This window comes from Pseudomonas sp. PD9R (genome assembly GCF_019200975.1).
Classification (GTDB): Bacteria; Pseudomonadota; Gammaproteobacteria; order Pseudomonadales; family Pseudomonadaceae; genus Aquipseudomonas.
Genome location: NZ_JAHTMR010000023.1, coordinates 1 through 17,977, shown reverse-complemented (window position 1 = coordinate 17,977; position 17,977 = coordinate 1). Strand labels below are relative to the sequence as shown.

17 protein-coding genes are annotated in these 17,977 nt (G+C 57.4%); 6 read left to right on the top strand and 11 right to left on the bottom strand.

The genetic code is table 11. The features are described 5' to 3' along the window. Positions 1 to 6: 6 nt before the first annotated feature. The 4 genes from KUF73_RS28450 to sdhC are packed head-to-tail and all read right to left on the bottom strand — an operon-like array spanning position 7 to position 3,235. On the bottom strand, positions 7 to 711 hold the full coding sequence (locus KUF73_RS28450) for a succinate dehydrogenase iron-sulfur subunit (RefSeq protein WP_008063297.1): 705 nt from the start codon (positions 709 to 711) through the stop codon (positions 7 to 9). A gap of 11 nt (positions 712 to 722) precedes the next feature. After that, positions 723 to 2,495 carry a succinate dehydrogenase flavoprotein subunit gene (gene sdhA, locus KUF73_RS28445; protein WP_218441285.1) on the bottom strand — a complete coding sequence of 591 codons (1,773 nt, stop codon included), beginning with the start codon at positions 2,493 to 2,495 and terminating at the stop codon, positions 723 to 725. A 3-nt stretch (positions 2,496 to 2,498) separates the two neighbouring features. Continuing rightward, positions 2,499 to 2,867 (bottom strand): succinate dehydrogenase, hydrophobic membrane anchor protein, encoded by a 369-nt coding sequence (sdhD, locus tag KUF73_RS28440; RefSeq protein ID WP_218441284.1) that lies wholly within the window; start codon positions 2,865 to 2,867, stop codon positions 2,499 to 2,501. Then, on the bottom strand, positions 2,861 to 3,235 hold the full coding sequence (sdhC, locus tag KUF73_RS28435; RefSeq protein WP_017127965.1) for a succinate dehydrogenase, cytochrome b556 subunit: 375 nt from the start codon (positions 3,233 to 3,235) through the stop codon (positions 2,861 to 2,863). The genes sdhD and sdhC overlap by 7 nt, the downstream gene beginning before the upstream one ends. Before the next feature lie 363 nt (positions 3,236 to 3,598). On the opposite strand from sdhC, the gene gltA reads away from it, so the two are divergent. Then, a complete protein-coding gene (gltA, locus tag KUF73_RS28430) occupies positions 3,599 to 4,888 on the top strand; it encodes a citrate synthase (RefSeq protein WP_201194923.1) in 1,290 nt (429 codons plus the stop codon). Positions 4,889 to 5,137: 249 nt separating this feature from the next. Here the strand turns inward: gltA and KUF73_RS28425 are convergent, their stop codons facing one another. From KUF73_RS28425 to KUF73_RS28415, 3 genes are all read right to left on the bottom strand, one after another. After that, positions 5,138 to 6,796 carry a cation acetate symporter gene (locus KUF73_RS28425; RefSeq protein ID WP_218441283.1) on the bottom strand — a complete coding sequence of 553 codons (1,659 nt, stop codon included), beginning with the start codon at positions 6,794 to 6,796 and terminating at the stop codon, positions 5,138 to 5,140. Continuing rightward, complete coding sequence (locus KUF73_RS28420; protein WP_201189677.1) at positions 6,793 to 7,104, bottom strand: DUF485 domain-containing protein; 312 nt, start codon at positions 7,102 to 7,104, stop codon at positions 6,793 to 6,795. The genes KUF73_RS28425 and KUF73_RS28420 overlap by 4 nt, the downstream gene beginning before the upstream one ends. Positions 7,105 to 7,357: 253 nt before the next feature. Next, positions 7,358 to 8,209, bottom strand: coding sequence for a glycine betaine ABC transporter substrate-binding protein (locus tag KUF73_RS28415; protein WP_218441282.1), 852 nt, complete (start codon positions 8,207 to 8,209; stop codon positions 7,358 to 7,360). Between the two features lie 300 nt (positions 8,210 to 8,509). On the opposite strand from KUF73_RS28415, the gene KUF73_RS28410 reads away from it, so the two are divergent. Beyond that, complete coding sequence (locus tag KUF73_RS28410; protein WP_218441281.1) at positions 8,510 to 10,105, top strand: beta (1-6) glucans synthase; 1,596 nt, start codon at positions 8,510 to 8,512, stop codon at positions 10,103 to 10,105. Between the two features lie 91 nt (positions 10,106 to 10,196). Here KUF73_RS28410 and KUF73_RS28405 read toward each other — a convergent pair whose 3' ends face one another. Continuing rightward, a complete protein-coding gene (locus tag KUF73_RS28405; protein ID WP_218441280.1) occupies positions 10,197 to 10,565 on the bottom strand; it encodes a hypothetical protein in 369 nt (122 codons plus the stop codon). Positions 10,566 to 10,788: 223 nt separating this feature from the next. On the opposite strand from KUF73_RS28405, the gene KUF73_RS28400 reads away from it, so the two are divergent. Both KUF73_RS28400 and KUF73_RS28395 read left to right on the top strand, forming a co-directional pair. Continuing rightward, positions 10,789 to 12,087 carry a serine/threonine protein kinase gene (locus tag KUF73_RS28400; protein ID WP_218441279.1) on the top strand — a complete coding sequence of 433 codons (1,299 nt, stop codon included), beginning with the start codon at positions 10,789 to 10,791 and terminating at the stop codon, positions 12,085 to 12,087. Then, complete coding sequence (locus tag KUF73_RS28395) at positions 12,080 to 12,868, top strand: VacJ family lipoprotein (RefSeq protein WP_218441278.1); 789 nt, start codon at positions 12,080 to 12,082, stop codon at positions 12,866 to 12,868. Before KUF73_RS28400 ends, KUF73_RS28395 begins: the two co-directional genes overlap by 8 nt. 155 nt (positions 12,869 to 13,023) lie before the next feature. Here the strand turns inward: KUF73_RS28395 and KUF73_RS28390 are convergent, their stop codons facing one another. Beyond that, positions 13,024 to 13,938, bottom strand: coding sequence for a DUF808 domain-containing protein (locus tag KUF73_RS28390; RefSeq protein ID WP_218441277.1), 915 nt, complete (start codon positions 13,936 to 13,938; stop codon positions 13,024 to 13,026). Between the two features lie 134 nt (positions 13,939 to 14,072). On the opposite strand from KUF73_RS28390, the gene KUF73_RS28385 reads away from it, so the two are divergent. Next, entirely contained in the window at positions 14,073 to 14,681 is a 609-nt protein-coding gene (locus KUF73_RS28385; RefSeq protein ID WP_218441276.1) for a TetR/AcrR family transcriptional regulator, read from the top strand. A 100-nt stretch (positions 14,682 to 14,781) separates the two neighbouring features. On the opposite strand, the gene KUF73_RS28380 is transcribed toward KUF73_RS28385, so the two are convergent. Together KUF73_RS28380 and KUF73_RS28375 are read right to left on the bottom strand one after the other, a co-directional pair. Then, the gene (locus tag KUF73_RS28380) at positions 14,782 to 15,240 is read right to left on the bottom strand and encodes a transposase (RefSeq protein WP_218441275.1); all 459 of its coding nucleotides are present in this window, start codon (positions 15,238 to 15,240) and stop codon (positions 14,782 to 14,784) included. Positions 15,241 to 15,448: 208 nt separating this feature from the next. Further along, the gene (locus KUF73_RS28375) at positions 15,449 to 15,889 is read right to left on the bottom strand and encodes a heme-binding protein (RefSeq protein WP_218441274.1); all 441 of its coding nucleotides are present in this window, start codon (positions 15,887 to 15,889) and stop codon (positions 15,449 to 15,451) included. Between the two features lie 268 nt (positions 15,890 to 16,157). Between KUF73_RS28375 and gcl the strand changes: the two genes are divergently transcribed. Next, positions 16,158 to 17,933 (top strand): glyoxylate carboligase, encoded by a 1,776-nt coding sequence (gene gcl / locus KUF73_RS28370; protein ID WP_218441273.1) that lies wholly within the window; start codon positions 16,158 to 16,160, stop codon positions 17,931 to 17,933. Positions 17,934 to 17,977 lie beyond the last annotated feature (44 nt).

The window sequence follows — 17,977 nt, the reverse complement described above, 5'->3', positions numbered from 1 at the left end:
GCTGAATCACACGCCGCTCGAAAGCAGCATGTTACGGATGTGACCGATGGCCTTAGTCGGGTTCAGGCCTTTCGGACATACGTTGACGCAGTTCATGATCCCGCGGCAGCGGAATACGCTGAACGGGTCATCCAGCGAAGCCAGACGCTCGGACGTCTTGGTATCACGGCTGTCTGCCAGGAAGCGGTACGCTTGCAGCAGAGCAGCTGGACCCAGGAATTTGTCCGGGTTCCACCAGAAGGACGGGCAAGAGGTCGAGCAGCAAGCGCACAGGATGCACTCGTACAGACCGTCGAGCTTTTCACGCTCTTCAGGGGACTGCAGACGCTCGATGGCCGGAGCCGGCGTGTCGTTCTGCAGGTAAGGCTTAACCTTCTCGTATTGCTTGTAGAAGATGCTCATATCGACGACCAGGTCACGGATAACCGGCAAACCTGGCAGCGGACGAACGATCAACTTGTTACCTTTTACGACGGCGGACAGCGGCGTGACGCACGCCAGGCCGTTTTTGCCGTTGATGTTCATGCCGTCGGAACCGCAAACACCTTCACGGCAAGAGCGACGATAGGAGAAACCTTCGTCCTGCTCTTTGATCAGGGCCAGCACGTCCAGCACCATCAGGTCTTTACCACCGGTATCGACCTGGAATTCCTGCATGAACGGCGCGGCGTCCTGATCAGGGTTGTAACGATAAACGCTGACTTGCAACATGGCGGCCACCCTTAATAAGTCCGAATCTTAGGTTCAAAAGTCGGAACAGTCTTCGGCGAGAAGTTCACAGCACGCTTGGTTACGCGCTTGTCACCCGGGAAGTACAGGGTGTGGCACAGCCAGTTTTCGTCGTCACGGTCTTCGAAGTCTTCACGGGCGTGAGCACCGCGGGATTCTTTACGCACTTCGGCAGCGATGGCGGTAGCTTCAGCCACTTCCAGCAAGTTCTGCAGTTCCAGAGCTTCGATACGCGCAGTGTTGAACGCCTGCGACTTGTCGTTGATCTTGACGTTGGCGATGCGCACGCGCAGGTCGGCCAACTGGGCGATACCCTTCTGCATGTATTCGCCGGTACGGAATACACCGAAGTAGTTCTGCATGCAGTTTTGCAGCTCGCGACGCAGGGTAGCCACGTCTTCGCCATCAGTACGCTCGTTCAGAGCGTTCAGACGCGACAGGGCCGCATTGATGTTGGCGTCGGTGGCGTCGTCGTATTCGATACCGTCAGTCAGCGCCTTTTCAAGGTGCAGGCCGGCAGCACGACCGAATACCACCAGGTCGAGCAGCGAGTTGCCACCCAGGCGGTTGGCACCGTGAACCGATACGCAAGCCACTTCGCCCACCGCGAACAGACCAGGAATGATCTGATCCACGCCTTCGTCGTTCTGGGTGATCGCCTGGCCGTGAATGTTGGTCGGAACGCCGCCCATCATATAGTGGCAAGTCGGCACAACCGGAACCGGCGCAACAACCGGGTCAACGTGCGCAAACGTTTTCGACAGTTCGCAGATACCTGGCAGACGGCTGTGCAGCACTTCCTCGCCCAAGTGGTCGAGTTTGAGCATTACGTGGTCGCCATTCGGACCGCAACCGTTGCCAGCGATGATTTCTTTAACCATCGAGCGAGCAACAACGTCACGACCGGCAAGGTCTTTGGCGTTCGGAGCATAACGCTCCATGAAACGCTCGCCGTGCTTGTTGATCAGGTAGCCACCTTCACCACGGCAACCTTCGGTTACCAGTACACCGGCGCCGGCGATGCCGGTCGGGTGGAACTGCCACATTTCGATGTCTTGTACCGGTACGCCAGCACGCAGAGCCATACCGACGCCGTCACCGGTGTTGATCAGGGCATTGGTGGTGGACGCGTAGATGCGACCCGCACCGCCGGTTGCCAGAACAGTAGCCTTGGCGCGGATGTAGGTGGTTTCGCCAGTTTCGATGCAGATCGCGATCACACCGACGAAATCGCCTTGACCGTTCTTGACCAGGTCAACAGCGTAGTACTCGTTCAGGAACACGGTACCGGCTTTCAGGTTGCCCTGATAAAGGGTGTGCAGCAGCGCGTGACCGGTACGGTCGGAAGCGGCGCAAGTACGGGCAGCCTGGCCGCCTTTACCGTAATCCTTCGACTGACCGCCGAATGGACGCTGGTAGATACGACCCTGCTCGGTACGCGAGAACGGCATACCCATGTGGTCCAACTCGTAGACAGCGGCCGGGCCTTCCTGACACATGTACTCGATAGCGTCCTGGTCACCGATGTAGTCGGAACCCTTGACGGTATCGTACATGTGCCAGCGCCAGTCATCGTTCGGGTCAGCGGACGCGATGGCGCAAGTGATGCCACCTTGTGCGGACACGGTGTGCGAACGAGTCGGGAATACCTTGGTGATTACGGCAGTCTTGTGACCGCCTTGGGCCAGTTGCAGCGCTGCACGCATGCCGGCACCGCCACCACCAATGATGATGGCGTCGAAAGAAATCGTTGGAATGTTAGCCATGACTCAGATACCCCAGAGAATCTGCACACCCCAGACGAAGTAAGCGAACATCGCAACGCCGCATACTGCCTGGAAAAGGAAACGTATTGCAGTCGCGGACTTGCCGAACGCCATTGGCGTCAGGTAGTCGGTCGCGATGGTCCACATGCCGACCCAGGCGTGAGCGCCGAGGGCAACGAGAGCCAGGAGACTGAAAATACGCATCCCGTTATGGGCGAACAGTTCATGCCATTGGGTATAGCCGAGGCCAGGATGGGCGACGACGTATCCGATCAGGAAAATGAAGTAAGCCGCGAGAACGACCGCAGACACACGTTGCGCCATCCAGTCATAGAGGCCCGAACGCGACAGGTTCGTGACGTTAGTTACCATATCCAAACTCCTGCCAGAACGATTACCACCACGGAAACGGCGATAACGATTTTCGAGCCCAGTTTGCCGCCTTCCAGCGTCTCACCGATGCCCATGTCCATGATCAAGTGGCGCACACCGGCTACCAAGTGATACAGCAAGGCGGACAGGATGCCCCAAATCACTAGCTTGGCTAGCGGACTGGTCAGACACGCTTTCACCTGACCGAAGCCTTCCTCGGAGCTCAGCGACTTGTCCAATGCATAAAGCATGATGGCCAGGCTGACAAAGAGAATGACACCGGAGATACGGTGAAGAATGGACGTGTAAGCAGTGACTGGGAGTTTGATGGTCCTTAGGTCTAGGTTTACAGGTCGTTGGCTTTTCACGGCTTTTTTTTCACACTGAAGAGCCCCTAACAATCAGGGCAAAGTTGTTGGGGAGTGCACTGGTCAGGTAACCACCACCCAGGGAGGCGACCCCCAATAACGCAAGCCCAAAAGCCCTTGGCGGTCGGTGGCCGAGTATAGACAGTTAGGCTACTAATGACAACGCAAACGCCTAACCCAAACTGCTGATTGCGCAAGTCACATAAAAGGCGTAAATGGCAGTCAATTTCGAGGAAAAAGTCCGGTTAAAGCCTTCTGGAGCAAGACTTTAGGCAAATTGACATTCGAATTTATCTCACTATAGTGGTGCGGGCCCTGCGTGGGGGGTCTGTCTGATGATTTCAAGCATAAATAGGAGGCCACATGGCTGACAAAAAAGCGCAGTTGATCATCGAGGGCGCAGCCCCCGTCGAGCTGCCCATTTTAACCGGCACCGTTGGTCCCGATGTTATCGATGTTCGGGGCCTGACGGCCACGGGCCGTTTCACCTTTGACCCTGGTTTCATGTCGACCGCTTCTTGCGAGTCGAAGATCACCTATATCGACGGCGACAACGGCATTCTGCTGCACCGCGGCTACCCGATCGAACAGCTGGCTGAAAAGTCGGACTACCTGGAAACCTGCTATCTGCTGCTCAACGGCGAATTGCCGACCGCAGAACAGAAGGCCCAGTTCGTCAGCACCGTCAAGAACCACACCATGGTTCACGAGCAGCTGAAGACCTTCTTCAACGGTTTCCGTCGCGACGCCCACCCAATGGCCGTCATGTGCGGCGTAGTCGGCGCCCTCTCGGCCTTCTACCACGACTCCCTGGACATCAATAACCCGCAGCATCGCGAAATCTCCGCGATCCGCCTGGTTGCCAAGATGCCAACCCTGGCAGCGATGGTTTACAAGTACTCCATGGGCCAACCCATGATGTACCCGCGCAACGACCTGACGTACGCGGAAAACTTCCTGCACATGATGTTCAACACGCCGTGCGAGATCAAACCGATCAGCCCGGTACTCGCCAAGGCCATGGACCGGATCTTCATCCTCCACGCCGACCACGAGCAAAACGCATCGACTTCCACCGTTCGTCTGGCAGGTTCGTCGGGGGCCAACCCGTTCGCCTGTATCGCCGCCGGTATCGCTGCACTGTGGGGCCCTGCCCACGGCGGCGCCAACGAAGCCGTCCTGACCATGCTCGATGAAATTGGCGATGTTTCCAACATCGACAAGTACATCGCCAAGGCCAAAGACAAGAACGATCCGTTCAAGCTGATGGGCTTCGGTCACCGTGTTTACAAAAACCGCGACCCTCGCGCTACCGTCATGAAGAAGACCTGCGACGAAGTATTGAAAGAACTGGGCATCAAGAACGATCCACAACTCGAACTGGCCATGCGCCTGGAAGAGATCGCCCTGACCGACCCGTACTTCATCGAACGCTCGTTGTACCCGAACGTCGACTTCTACTCGGGGATCATCCTCAAGGCGATCGGCATTCCAACCAGCATGTTCACCGTGATCTTCGCCCTGGCGCGGACCGTCGGCTGGATCTCCCACTGGAAAGAAATGCTCTCCAGCCCTTACAAGATTGGCCGCCCGCGCCAGCTGTACACCGGCTACGAGTCGCGTGACATCACCAAGCTGGAAGACCGCAAGTAAGACCTGTCTTGCGATAACGTCTTAAGTTGCACTGGAAACGGCCTCTATTTAGATAGAGGCCGTTTTTGTTTGCAAGATCAAAAGATCGTCCAACATTTGGGGGTCAGTTCAGTTGCAATGCGATCTCATGTAGGAGCTGCCGAAGGCTGCGATCCTTTGATCTTCCGTTTAACGCAGCCAAACAAAAATGCCCCGATCTCTCGACCGGGGCATTATCTCGCAGCTTACAACTTGCAGCTCTAACTACCGTTAGTGCGAAACAGCACCACTCGCGCCCAAACCAGTCTGCGAACGAACGAATTGCGGGAAGAACAGCGCCCGCTCATTGTCAGCTGCAGTCGACTTGTCGGTGATCGAGAAGAACCAGATCCCGATAAAGGCAATGATCATCGAGAACAGCGCCGGGTACTCATACGGGAAGATCGCCTTCTCATGGTGCAGGATCTGCACCCAAATGGTCGGACCAAGCACCATCAAGCCCACCGCACTGATCAGCCCCATCCAGCCGCCGATCATTGCACCGCGGGTGGTCAGCTTCTTCCAGTACATGGAGAGCAGCAGGACCGGGAAGTTGCAGCTCGCCGCGATGGAGAACGCCAGGCCCACCATGAACGCGATGTTCTGGCTTTCGAAGAGAATACCCAGACCGATCGCCAGCACTGCCAGAGCGATGGTGGTGATTTTCGAAACGCGGATCTCATCCTTCTCGTTGGCCTTGCCCTTCTTGATCACGCTGGCGTACAGGTCGTGAGACACCGCCGAAGCGCCGGCCAGGGTCAGACCGGCAACCACTGCCAGAATGGTCGCGAACGCCACCGCCGAGATGAAGCCGAGGAAAATACTGCCACCCACTGCGTTAGCCAGGTGCACCGCCGCCATGTTGTTACCGCCCAACAGCGCGCCAGCCGCATCTTTGAAGGCCGGATTGGTGCTGACCAGCAGAATCGCGCCGAAGCCGATGATGAAGGTCAGGATGTAGAAGTAGCCAATGAAGCCGGTTGCGTACAGCACGCTCTTACGAGCTTCTTTCGCATCACTCACGGTGAAGAAGCGCATCAGGATGTGTGGCAGGCCAGCGGTACCGAACATCAGTGCCAGGCCGAGGGAGAACGCCGAGACAGGATCTTTAACCAAGCCACCCGGGCTCATGATCGCTTCACCTTTAGGGTGAACCTTGATCGCCTCGGAGAACAGCATGTTGAAGTCGAAGTTCACGTGCTTCATCACCATCAGCGCCATGAAGGAAGCACCGGACAGCAACAGGACAGCCTTGATGATTTGCACCCAAGTGGTCGCCAGCATGCCGCCGAACAGCACGTACATGCACATCAGGATACCGACCAGAATCACCGCAACATGGTAATCGAGACCAAACAACAGCTGGATAAGCTTGCCGGCACCGACCATTTGCGCGATCAGGTAGAACGCTACCACCACCAGCGAACCGCAGGCGGACAGCGAACGGATCTGGGTTTGCCCAAGGCGATACGACGCCACGTCGGCAAAGGTGTATTTACCCAGGTTACGCAGACGTTCGGCGATCAGGAACAGAATGATCGGCCAGCCCACCAGGAAGCCGATCGAGTAGATCAGACCATCGTAGCCGGAGGTGAACACCAGCGCGGAAATACCCAGGAAAGACGCCGCCGACATGTAGTCACCAGCAATTGCCAAGCCATTCTGGAAACCGGTGATTTTGCCGCCTGCCGCATAGTAGTCGGCCGCCGACTTGTTGCGCTTGGAAGCCCAATAGGTAATGCAAAGGGTCGCACCGACGAACACCACAAACATCAGGATCGCGGCAACGTTGAGCGGTTGTTTGTGCACTTCGCCGGTCAGGGCTTCAGCTGCCCAGGCGCCAGGTGCAAAGGCTGCAATGCTCAATAGAGCCATTAGACGCCGGATCATTGCTGAGCCTCCTTGAGAATCGCATTGTTCAGGTCGTCGAATTCGCCATTGGCGCGTCGTACGTAAATACCGGTCAGGACGAAGGCCGAAAGAATCAGCCCGACTCCGATGGGTATGCCCCAGGTAATCGATGACTCAGGGCTGATTTTCGCCCCCAGTACATGCGGCCCGTAAGCAATCAAAAGGATGAATCCGGAGTAAAGCCCTAGCATGATCGCCGAAAGAATCCAGGCGAATCGTTCTCTCTTGCTAACCAGCTCCTTGAATCGCGGGCTGTTTTGAATCGAGAGGTAAATGCTGTCGTTCATTGTTTTTATCCTCGCAGCACAGATTTAGTTGGAACGTACTCACTCTATGCGGCTCAAGGACAGGTTCCAGACGACCTTAGTATTAGAACGACATGACGTTTTCGCCAATAATCAGCAGGAAACAGTTTCCCCACCTTAAACATGACTGTAGGAGCTGCAGCAGGCTGCGATCTCTTGATCTTCGCTTTGAAAGCCAAATCAAAAGATCGCAGCCTGCGGCAACTCCTACAGGGCATGCAGGCCTGAACTCAGATTATTTGGTCCACTCAGCTACGCGCTCAGGGTGTTTGGCCACCCAATCCTTCGCTGCTGCTTCTGGCTTGGCACCATCTTGAATCGCCAGCATGACTTCACCGATTTCGTCTTTCGAAGCCCACTGGAAGTTCTTCAGGAACTTGGCCACTTCCGGTGCTTTAGTTGCCAGTTCTTTGCTGCCAATGCTGTTAACGGTTTCTGCCGCGCCATATACGCCTTTCGGGTCATCCAGGAAACGCAGTTTCCACTTGGCGAACATCCAGTGTGGCACCCAACCGGTTACGGCAATGGATTCGTTTTTCTTCTCGGCTCGGGTCAGTTCGGCAATCATGCCGGCGCCGGAACTGGCTTTGAGTTGATATCCGGTCAGGTCGTAATCCTTGATCGCCTGCTCGGTTTTGAGCATCACGCCTGAACCGGCGTCGATACCAACAATGCGGTTTTTAAAGCTCTCGTCGGTCTTCAGATCCTCAAGCGACTTGGCTTTTACGTACTCCGGCACGATCAGGCCGATTTTCGCGTCCTTGAAGTTCGGGCCGTAGTCGACGACCTGATCTTTGTTCTTGGCCCAATATTCACCGTGAGTCACCGGCAGCCAGGCCGACAGCATGGCGTCAAGTTTGCCGGTGGCCACGCCCTGCCACATGATCCCGGTCGCGACGGCTTGCAGCTTCACGTCATAACCGAGTTTCTGCTTGATCACCTCAGCCGCGACGTGAGTAGTCGCGACGCTGTCGGACCAGCCGTCAACGTAACCGATGCTCAGGGTCTTGCTCTCGGCATTGGCGAATGTGGAGCCAATCGCAAGTACCAGAGCGGCACTTGCGCCTAAAAGTCGTCGCATCTTCATCGTTACTTCCCCGAAAGTGCTGCGCTCGACGGATGCCGAGTCGCGTCAACGTATTGTTATGGTGCACAGCGCCCTCATCACGCCCACCGCGAACTCGTTCGATCATCAGCGCGATTATCAACGAGGGTACTGACGCCTCCGATAATCAACCTGACGCACAGTGCGACCTGCTCTATCAGCGACCTCAAGGCATCGAGAAACGACATCACAACGCCATTAATCCCGAGCACAGCCAATGCTCCGGGCAATCCGCCCGAACTTTGCATGTCAAAATCATGCAGGCCACCAAGCACGTGGCAAATGCAGGTAACATGCGCCGCTTTGCTCCCAGACGGCCTGACCATGCCCGCGACATCCCGCTTTCCTTTTTTTGCTTATCTATTCGCCTGCCTGCTAGGGATTTTTGCGCTCTGCGGCTTCTGGTACGGCCTCGGCAAACCGGTGATCCTGCCGGACGTGGCCAGCGCGTCGCACAAGCTGCAATGCGCGTCCTATACGCCGTTCGACAAGGATCAATCGCCGTTCGACCAGCCGTTCAAGTTGCGCCCCGAGCGCATGGACGCCGACCTAGCACTGCTCGCGACCCGCTTCGAATGTATCCGCACCTATTCCATGACCGGCCTCGAAGCGTTGCCCGACCTCGCGCGCAAGCACGGGTTGAAAATGATGATTGGCGCCTGGGTCAACAGCAACCCGGTAGATACCGCCAAGGAAATCGACCTGCTCATCGCTTCGGCCAATGCCAACCCGGATGTGGTGACCTCGGTGATCGTTGGCAACGAAACCCTGCTGCGCAAGGAAGTTACCGGCGCGCAGCTGGTGAAGCTCATTGATAAGGTCAAAAGCCAGGTCAAACAGCCTGTCACTTATGCCGACGTCTGGGAATTCTGGCAGAAGCACCCGGATGTCGCCCCGGCAGTGGACTTCATCACTATCCACTTATTGCCATACTGGGAAGATCACCCTTCGAACATTGACGTTGCCCTGCTGCAGGTAGCTGCAGTGCGTGAGTCATTTGGCAAAATGTTCGCCCCTAAAGACGTGATGATTGGCGAAACCGGCTGGCCTAGCGAAGGTCGCCAGCGAGTAACCGCGCTACCGAGCCGCGTCAACGAAGCCAAATTCATTCGTGGTTTTGTCGCGATGGCCGAGCAGCATGGCTGGCACTACAACCTGATTGAAGCCTTCGACCAACCGTGGAAACGCGCCAGTGAGGGTGCGGTCGGTGGTTATTGGGGGCTGTTCGATGCCGACCGTCAGGACAAAGGCGTGCTGGCCGGGCCGGTGTCCAACGTGCCGTACTGGTCGCAGTGGCTGGTGGTGGGTGGCTTGATCTTCCTCGGCACGCTGATCCTTGGCGGTCAAGTACGCACCACTCGCGCGGCGCTGGTCCTGCCGCTGTTGGCGGCCCTCGCTGCTTGCTCGATTGGCGCGTGGGGCGATCTGGCACGGATCACCACCCGATTTGCCAGTGAATGGCTGTGGGTTGCTTTGCTGACAGCGTTGAATCTGCTGGTGCTGGCTCACGCTGCACTGACATTGAGCCCTCGCCATGGCTGGCGTAGATCGGCGTTCAATGCGCTGGAGCGTCGTGCTGGCTGGTTGTTGGCTGGGGCCGGGTTCGCGGCAACAGTGATGATGCTGGAGATGGTGTTCGACCCGCGCTATCGCAGCTTCCCTAGCGTCGCGTTCATCGTTCCGGCACTGGTCTATCTATGCCGCCCGGTGAGCGTGCCGCGCCGGGAAATCGCCCTGCTGGCCTTCATCATCGGCGCCGGCATTGCGCCGCAACTGTACCGCGAAGGTTTGCAGAACCAGCAGGCCTGGGGTTGGGCGCTGGTGAGTGTGTTGATGGTTGCAGCGTTGTGGCGCAGTTTGCGGGTTCGCAAGGGCTGAAAAAAGAGCAAGTTCAAGAGATCGCAGCCTTCGGCAGCTCCTACATGAAAATTCGAACCATGTAGAAGCTGCCGCAGGCTGCGATCTTTTTTCAGGCGGTGCGGTTTTCTCGGACCAACCGCAGCCCCGCTATCACCACCGCAAACACCGCCAACGTCGTGTTGTACAACGCCAGCGCCGGAAACCCGAGCACCAGCGCCAGCACCGCCAGCCACCACCCTGCCCGCCCCGGCAACACAAAGCCGATCACGGCAGCAGCCACCGCCCCCCAGCCCAATACAGCGAAGTGAATCATCAGGCCCAGATTCGAACGGACCTGGCATTCCCAGCGGCTCGCCTCATCCACGCAGATGCCGACCCATTGCACATCCTCCATGAAGCCATAACGCGCGCCATAACTGGCGGCCAGCCATAAAGGCAGCAAAACAAGCAGCAGAACCACGGGCAGTCGGCGGGACATGAAGCACTCCAATATGCAAAAACGGCGGCCAGCTTAATCGCCTAACAGGCTTTCGCAAGCGCTAACAACTGTTAACTGGTCATTCAATCGCTGCAAAGTGTATCGTCCAGCTACTATTACTTCGAAATTAAGCCTGTTTGGTGCCGATGCATGGCACTTTGGCGCAAATCGGGTGGTCATAGCCTGCGTATTTCATTCGGCACCTTTTCTAAGGGATTTAGTCATGCTCCGTTCGTTGCGCTTCGCCGCCCTGTTTGGCGGCCTTATCTTGAGTGCGTCCGCACTGGCGGTCGATATCGACGCCGCCAGCTATGGCTATCCCTTGACCAACCCGTTCGAGGCAACCATTGCCACGACACCACCGGATTTGCGTCCGGAGTTGCCGCTGGACGATGACATCCATCAGTCGGACCGCAGCATCACTTTGCGGCCGGAGCGGGCATTCAACCTGCCGGACAATTTCTGGGCAGTGAAGAAGCTCACCTATCGCATCGCCACACAAGATAAAGCCGCACCATTGATCTTCCTGATCGCCGGCACCGGCGCACGCTATGACAGCAGCCTCAACGAATACCTGAAAAAGCTCTACTACAAGGCCGGTTACCATGTGGTGCAACTGTCGTCGCCCACCAGCTTCGACTTCATCAGCGCCGCTTCACGCTTCGCTACGCCGGGCATCACCAAGGAAGACGCGGAAGACATGTACCGTGTGATGCAGGCCGTGCGCGCGCAAAACCCCAGCGTGCCTGTTACCGATTACTACCTGACCGGCTACAGCCTGGGCGCACTCGATGCAGCCTTCGTCGCGCACCTGGACGAAACCCGTCGCAGCTTCAACTTCAAGAAAGTCCTGCTGCTCAACCCGCCAGTCAACCTCTACACCTCGATCACCAACCTCGACAAGCTTGTACAAACGGAGGTCAAGGGCATCAACAACACCACCACCTTCTATGAGTTGGTGCTCAACAAACTGACCCGCTACTTCCAGCAAAAGGGCTACATCGACCTCAACGATGCCTTGCTCTACGACTTCCAGCAGTCCAAGCAGCACCTGACCAACGAACAGATGGCCATGCTGATCGGCACGTCGTTCCGCTTCTCCGCTGCCGACATCGCCTTCACCTCGGACCTGATCAACCGCCGCGGCCTGATCACGCCGCCGAAGTACCCGATCACTGAGGGCACCAGCCTCACGCCGTTCCTCAAACGTGCGCTGCAATGCGATTTCGACTGCTACATCACCGAACAGGTGATCCCGATGTGGCGCGCCCGCACCGATGGCGGCAGCTTGCTGCAACTGATTGACCAGGTGAGTTTGTATGCGCTGAAAGACTACCTGCACGACAGCCCGAAAATCGCCGTCATGCACAACGCCGACGACGTCATTCTCGGCCCGGGCGACCTCGGTTTCCTGCGCAAGACCTTCGGTGATCGCTTGACCGTTTATCCGTTCGGCGGCCATTGCGGCAACCTTAACTACCGCGTCAACAGCGACGCCATGCTGGAGTTCTTCCGTGGCTAAATACCTCCTGCTTATCGCCGCGTTACTCTGTGCAACCGTCGCCAATGCCGACAACAGCAAAGCCAATGCGCCTGTCGTGGTCGACAGTGACGGCTTCAAGGAGCCACTGAGCAAACTCAAGATCAACCCGGGGATGGACCAACGCGAGTTCGAGCGCTCAACGCTCAGCGCACTGAACGTCTACGACCCGCTGGAAGAGTGGAACCGTCGCGTTTACCACTTCAACTATCGGTTCGACCAATGGGTGTTCCTGCCAGTGGTCAATGGCTACCGCTACGTCACCCCGAGCTTCTTGCGCACCGGTGTCAGCAACTTCTTCAACAATCTGGGTGATGTACCGAACCTGTTGAACAGCCTGCTGCAGTTCAAGGGCCAGCGTTCACTGGATACCACTGCGCGCCTGCTGCTCAACACCACCATCGGCATCGCCGGCCTGTGGGACCCGGCGACCGCCATGGGCCTGCCACGCCAGAACGAAGACTTTGGCCAGACCCTCGGCTTCTACGGTGTTCCGGGTGGCGCCTACTTTGTGTTGCCGATCCTCGGTCCGTCGAACATCCGCGATACCGGTGGCCTGGTGGTGGATTTCAGTGCCGAGTCGGCGATCAACTTCCTGAACGTTGCCCAGGTCAGCGAAAACCATCCGGAAATCTGGGTCCTGCGCGGCATCGACAAGCGCTACCAGACCAGTTTCCGTTACGGCCAGCTGAACTCACCGTTCGAGTACGAGAAGGTGCGTTACGTGTACACCGAGTCGCGTAAGTTGCAGATCGCCGAGTAAATCCGACAGCAATGAAAAAAAGGCCATTCGATGCGAGTCGAATGGCCTTTTCATTTGTTGGTTGGCATACATCGCCAAGATCGCTGCGTTCGGCAGCTCCTACAGTGCGGCGGCAGGCCCGAAACAGGTAGGCGCTACCGCAGGCTGCGATCTTTTCAGCCTTTCAGCGCTTTCCAGATTTTGCTGACGGCCATAACACCCGCCAACACCACCGCCCCCGCCACAATCCCCGCCACCGCATTGAGCAGGCTTGACAAGAGCCACGAGAGTCCGCCGGCCCCCTGACTTACACCCTCAATCCAGTGATGCACCATCGGAATCCCGTGAGTGAGAATCCCGCCACCGACCAGAAACATTGCCGCGGTGCCGATCACCGACAGGCTTTTCATCATGTACGGTGCCGCCCGCAGAATCCCGCCGCCGATGCTTTTCGCTATTTGCCCTGGCTTTTGGGTCAGCCACAGGCCCAAGTCATCGAGTTTGACGATGCCCGCCACCAATCCATAAACGCCGATGGTCATCACAACGGCAATGCCCGAAAGCACGATCACTTGCTGGGTCAGCGTAGCGCCAGCCACGGTGCCGAGTGTGATGGCGATGATTTCCGCCGAAAGAATAAAGTCGGTGCGGATCGCTCCCTTGATTTTGTCCTTTTCGAACGCCACCAGATCGACTGCCGGGTCCGCTACTGCCTCGACCCGCTCGGCATGTTCGGCGTGGTCCTCGACTTTGCTGTGCAGGAATTTGTGGGCGAGTTTTTCGAACCCTTCAAAACACAGGTAAGCGCCACCCACCATCAACAACGGTGTGACCAGCCAGGGAATGAACGCACTGATGGCCAACGCCGACGGCACCAGGATCAGTTTGTTGATAAACGAACCCTTGGCGACCGCCCATACCACAGGGATTTCGCGCTCGGCGCGCACGCCGCTGACCTGCTGGGCATTGAGCGCCAGATCGTCGCCCAGTACCCCGGCGGTCTTCTTGGCGGCCATTTTGGTCATCAGCGCCACATCGTCCAGCACGGCGGCGATGTCGTCGATCAGTACCAGCAAACTGCTTCCTGCCATGAATCACGTTTCCTTAATGAATGAATGGCGCGCAGCATAGCGCGGCCGTGCTCCGCGCGGAGCATTCTTGAGCGCCGCTGAAGCCCGGTGCTACCATGCGCAACCGCCAGAACAGGCAAGGAACCACCTGGTTTATGAGCACAATCCGCGAGCGCAACAAACAACTGATCCTGCGTGCCGCCAGTGAAGAGTTTGCCGACAAGGGCTTCGCTGCGACCAAAACCAGCGATATCGCAGCCAAGGCGGGATTGCCCAAGCCCAACGTCTACTATTACTTCAAATCCAAGGAAAACCTCTATCGCGAGGTCCTGGAAAGCATCATCGAGCCGATCCTTCAGGCTTCGACCCCGTTCAACCCGGACGGTGTGCCCAGCGAAGTACTGAGTGGCTACATTCGTTCGAAGATCCGCATTTCCCGAGACCTGCCATTCGCGTCCAAGGTGTTCGCCAGCGAAATCATGCACGGCGCCCCACACCTGAGCCCAGATCTGGTCGAACAGCTCAACAGCCAGGCCAAGCACAACATCGAGTGCATCCAGACCTGGATCGACCGCGGCGAGATCGCCCCGATCGACCCCAACCACCTGATGTTCAGCATCTGGGCCGCCACCCAGACCTACGCCGACTTCGATTGGCAAATCACCGCCATCACCGGCAAGGCCAAGCTGGATGAAGACGATTACGAAGCGGCGGCGCAGACGATTATCCGGTTGGTGCTCAAGGGGTGTGAGCCCGACCAGTAAAACGCAGGTGCGGCCATCGCGAGCAGGCTCGCTCCTACATATGGAATGCGTTTCCTTGTAGGAGTGAGCCTGCTCGCGATGGGGACGACACGGTTCCAGCTCAAACCCAAACGGCATCCCACAGCGGATAGTCGCCAAGCTTTTCTACTAAGCCAGCCCGCATTGGATTGGCCACCACATACCGCGCCACTTTCACCAAATCCTCCTCCCGCCGCAGTGCCCGGTCGTGAAAGCCTCGCTGCCAGAGACTCGTGCCTCGACCATTAGCCTGTTTTACCGCTTTGGTACTCATCGACTTGGTCTTTTGCATAAGCTCACTCAAAGATCCCTTCTGCAACTCAATCAACCAATGAAAATGATCTGGCATGACGACCCAGGCCAGGGAGTTCGCCAGTCCTAGACTCTGTGCATTTCGAAATTGATCGACAACCAGTCTGCCCAAGAAAAAATCTTTGAAAACCGGTGCCCTGTGAAGGGTGTTGGTGGTTAACAGATAAATTCGATTTGCTTCGGTATGGTGCCCGATTCGCAATCGGTGCGCAGTGGGTAAATCCGGCATTCCTTTGCCTCCAATGATCAGGTCATGAGAAGGCTAGTTCTGTGGATTCAAGTGACGGGGCAAACTGTTGGCTGGATGTGTCTGGAAGATAGCTATCGCGAGCAGGCTCACTCCTACAGGGATTTCGGATATGCAGACAATTTTTGTCTAGCCACGAATCCTGTAGGAGTGAGCCTGCTCGCGATAGCGGTTAATCAGTCACCGAAGATCAAGCCGCCACCCCCGCATCCGCCCGCAACCCCAACGCCTCAATCGCATTGATCGCACACTGCTCATCAACATCCGACAAATCGCCGCTGATCCCAACCGCCCCCAGCAAGTTGCCCGCCTGATCCCGGACCAGCACACCACCCGGTGCCGGCACGACACTGCCCTGCCCCAGGCTGTTCAATGCGGCAATAAACGCCGGTCGTTGTTGTGCGTCCAGCGCCAGCAGGCGTGAGCCTTTACCCAGCGCGATGGCGCCCCAGGCTTTGCCAATGGCGATTTGCGGGCGTAGCAGGCTGGCGCCGTCTTCGCGTTGCAGGGTGATCAGATGCCCGCCGGCATCCAGTACCGCGATAGTCAGGGGCGCGGCGGAAATTGCCCGCCCTGCGGTGATGGCCTCGTTGACCAGGTTGACTGCGACTTTCAAGGTTAAAGCGCTCATGGTGCCGTCCTCATTTTGTTTTTCGGAAAGCCGGTGAGCTGCGCGCTTGCGCCGCAGCCCGATGCAACAAATAGAACACAATGAATTATTTTTTTGTATACAATAATTATCGAAAAGCGCCACATGCGACGAAAAGCCACAGTATATTGGGCTTCCGACGAATGAAACGACCGCTTGAGAAAATGGATTGACCTGCGCCGTCCACCGTGAATACACTCAGCGCAAAGCCACTTGTATACAATTACAAAACGTAAAGAGGCACAAAACCATGAGCAAAATGAGAGCAATCGAAGCCGCCGTTCTGGTGATGCGCCGTGAAGGGGTTGATACCGCTTTTGGCATCCCGGGTGCCGCCATCAACCCGCTGTACTCCGCCCTGCAAAAGGTCGGCGGCATCGATCACGTCCTTGCTCGCCACGTTGAAGGCGCGTCGCACATGGCCGAGGGTTACACCCGCACCAAGGCCGGCAACATCGGCGTGTGCATCGGCACTTCCGGCCCTGCCGGTACTGACATGGTCACCGGGCTCTACAGCGCATCGGCCGACTCGATCCCGATCCTTTGCATCACCGGCCAGGCACCCCGCGCCCGTATGCACAAGGAAGACTTCCAGGCTGTCGACATCACCACCATCGTCAAGCCAGTGACCAAATGGTCGACCACCGTCATGGAACCAGGCCAAGTGCCGTACGCGTTCCAGAAAGCTTTTTATGAAATGCGCTCCGGCCGTCCAGGCCCGGTACTGATCGACCTGCCGTTCGACGTGCAGATGGCCGAAATCGAATTCGACATCGACGCCTACCAGCCACTGCCATTGGCCAAGCCGAGCGCCACCCGCGTTCAGGCAGAAAAAGCCCTGGCGATGCTGGATCAGGCCGAGCGCCCACTGTTGGTCGCCGGCGGTGGCATCATCAACGCCGACGCCAGCGAGTTGCTGGTGGAGTTCGCCGAGTTGACCGGTATCCCGGTCATCCCGACCCTGATGGGCTGGGGCACCATCCCGGACGATCACCCGCTGATGGTCGGCATGGTGGGCTTGCAGACTTCGCACCGTTACGGCAACGCGACGATGCTGAAATCCGACGTGGTATTGGGCGTCGGTAACCGTTGGGCTAACCGCCACACCGGTTCGGTTGATGTCTATACCGAAGGCCGCAAGTTCATCCACGTTGATATCGAACCGACCCAGATCGGCCGTGTGTTCACTCCGGACCTGGGCATCGTTTCCGACGCCGCTGCCGCGCTGACCGTGTTCATCGAAGTCGCTCGCGAATGGCAAGCCGCCGGCAAGCTGAAAAACCGCAGCGCCTGGTTGCAGGACTGCCAGCAGCGCAAAGCCAGCTTGCAGCGCAAGACTCACTTCGACAACGTGCCGGTCAAGCCGCAGCGCGTTTACGAAGAGATGAACCAGGTGTTCGGCAAGGACACTTGCTACGTCAGCACCATCGGTCTGTCGCAGATTGCCGGCGCGCAGTTCCTGCACGTCTACAAACCGCGTCACTGGATCAACTGCGGTCAAGCGGGTCCGCTGGGCTGGACCATTCCGGCGGCGTTGGGTGTGGTCAAGGCTGACCCGAACCGCAAGGTCGTCGCACTGTCGGGCGACTATGATTTCCAGTTCATGATCGAAGAGTTGGCGGTAGGCGCGCAGTTCAAGCTGCCGTACATCCATGTTGTGGTAAACAACTCGTACCTGGGTCTGATCCGTCAGGCACAGCGCGGTTTCGATATGGACTACTGCGTGCAGCTGTCCTTCGATAACCTGAACGCGCCGGAACTCAACGGTTACGGTGTCGATCACGTCGCAGTGGCCGAAGGCCTGGGCTGTAAAGCACTGCGTGTGTTCGAACCGTCCGAGATCCAACCTGCGCTGCGCAAGGCACAGGAGCTGATCGAAGAGTTCAAGGTTCCGGTGATCGTCGAAATTATCCTGGAGCGCGTGACCAATATTTCCATGGGCACCGAGATCAACGCCGTCAACGAATTCGAAGACCTGGCGCTGGTCGGCAACGACGCACCGACTGCGATTTCGTTGCTCGATTGATCCACTATTGTTGAGCCCATGTAGGAGCTGCCGGAGGCTGCGAT

Bases quoted from the DNA above. Each gene is read 5' to 3' on its own strand.
- KUF73_RS28450 (WP_008063297.1), bottom strand. From the start codon at position 711: ATGTTGCAAGTCAGCGTTTATCGTTACAACCCTGATCAGGACGCCGCG.
- sdhA (WP_218441285.1), bottom strand. From the start codon at position 2,495: ATGGCTAACATTCCAACGATTTCTTTCGACGCCATCATCATTGGTGGT.
- sdhD (WP_218441284.1), bottom strand. From the start codon at position 2,867: ATGGTAACTAACGTCACGAACCTGTCGCGTTCGGGCCTCTATGACTGG.
- gltA (WP_201194923.1), top strand. From the start codon at position 3,599: ATGGCTGACAAAAAAGCGCAGTTGATCATCGAGGGCGCAGCCCCCGTC.
- KUF73_RS28425 (WP_218441283.1), bottom strand. From the start codon at position 6,796: ATGATCCGGCGTCTAATGGCTCTATTGAGCATTGCAGCCTTTGCACCT.
- KUF73_RS28420 (WP_201189677.1), bottom strand. From the start codon at position 7,104: ATGAACGACAGCATTTACCTCTCGATTCAAAACAGCCCGCGATTCAAG.
- KUF73_RS28415 (WP_218441282.1), bottom strand. From the start codon at position 8,209: ATGAAGATGCGACGACTTTTAGGCGCAAGTGCCGCTCTGGTACTTGCG.
- KUF73_RS28410 (WP_218441281.1), top strand. From the start codon at position 8,510: ATGCAGGTAACATGCGCCGCTTTGCTCCCAGACGGCCTGACCATGCCC.
- KUF73_RS28405 (WP_218441280.1), bottom strand. From the start codon at position 10,565: ATGTCCCGCCGACTGCCCGTGGTTCTGCTGCTTGTTTTGCTGCCTTTA.
- KUF73_RS28400 (WP_218441279.1), top strand. From the start codon at position 10,789: ATGCTCCGTTCGTTGCGCTTCGCCGCCCTGTTTGGCGGCCTTATCTTG.
- KUF73_RS28390 (WP_218441277.1), bottom strand. From the start codon at position 13,938: ATGGCAGGAAGCAGTTTGCTGGTACTGATCGACGACATCGCCGCCGTG.
- KUF73_RS28385 (WP_218441276.1), top strand. From the start codon at position 14,073: ATGAGCACAATCCGCGAGCGCAACAAACAACTGATCCTGCGTGCCGCC.
- KUF73_RS28380 (WP_218441275.1), bottom strand. From the start codon at position 15,240: ATGCCGGATTTACCCACTGCGCACCGATTGCGAATCGGGCACCATACC.
- KUF73_RS28375 (WP_218441274.1), bottom strand. From the start codon at position 15,889: ATGAGCGCTTTAACCTTGAAAGTCGCAGTCAACCTGGTCAACGAGGCC.
- gcl (WP_218441273.1), top strand. From the start codon at position 16,158: ATGAGCAAAATGAGAGCAATCGAAGCCGCCGTTCTGGTGATGCGCCGT.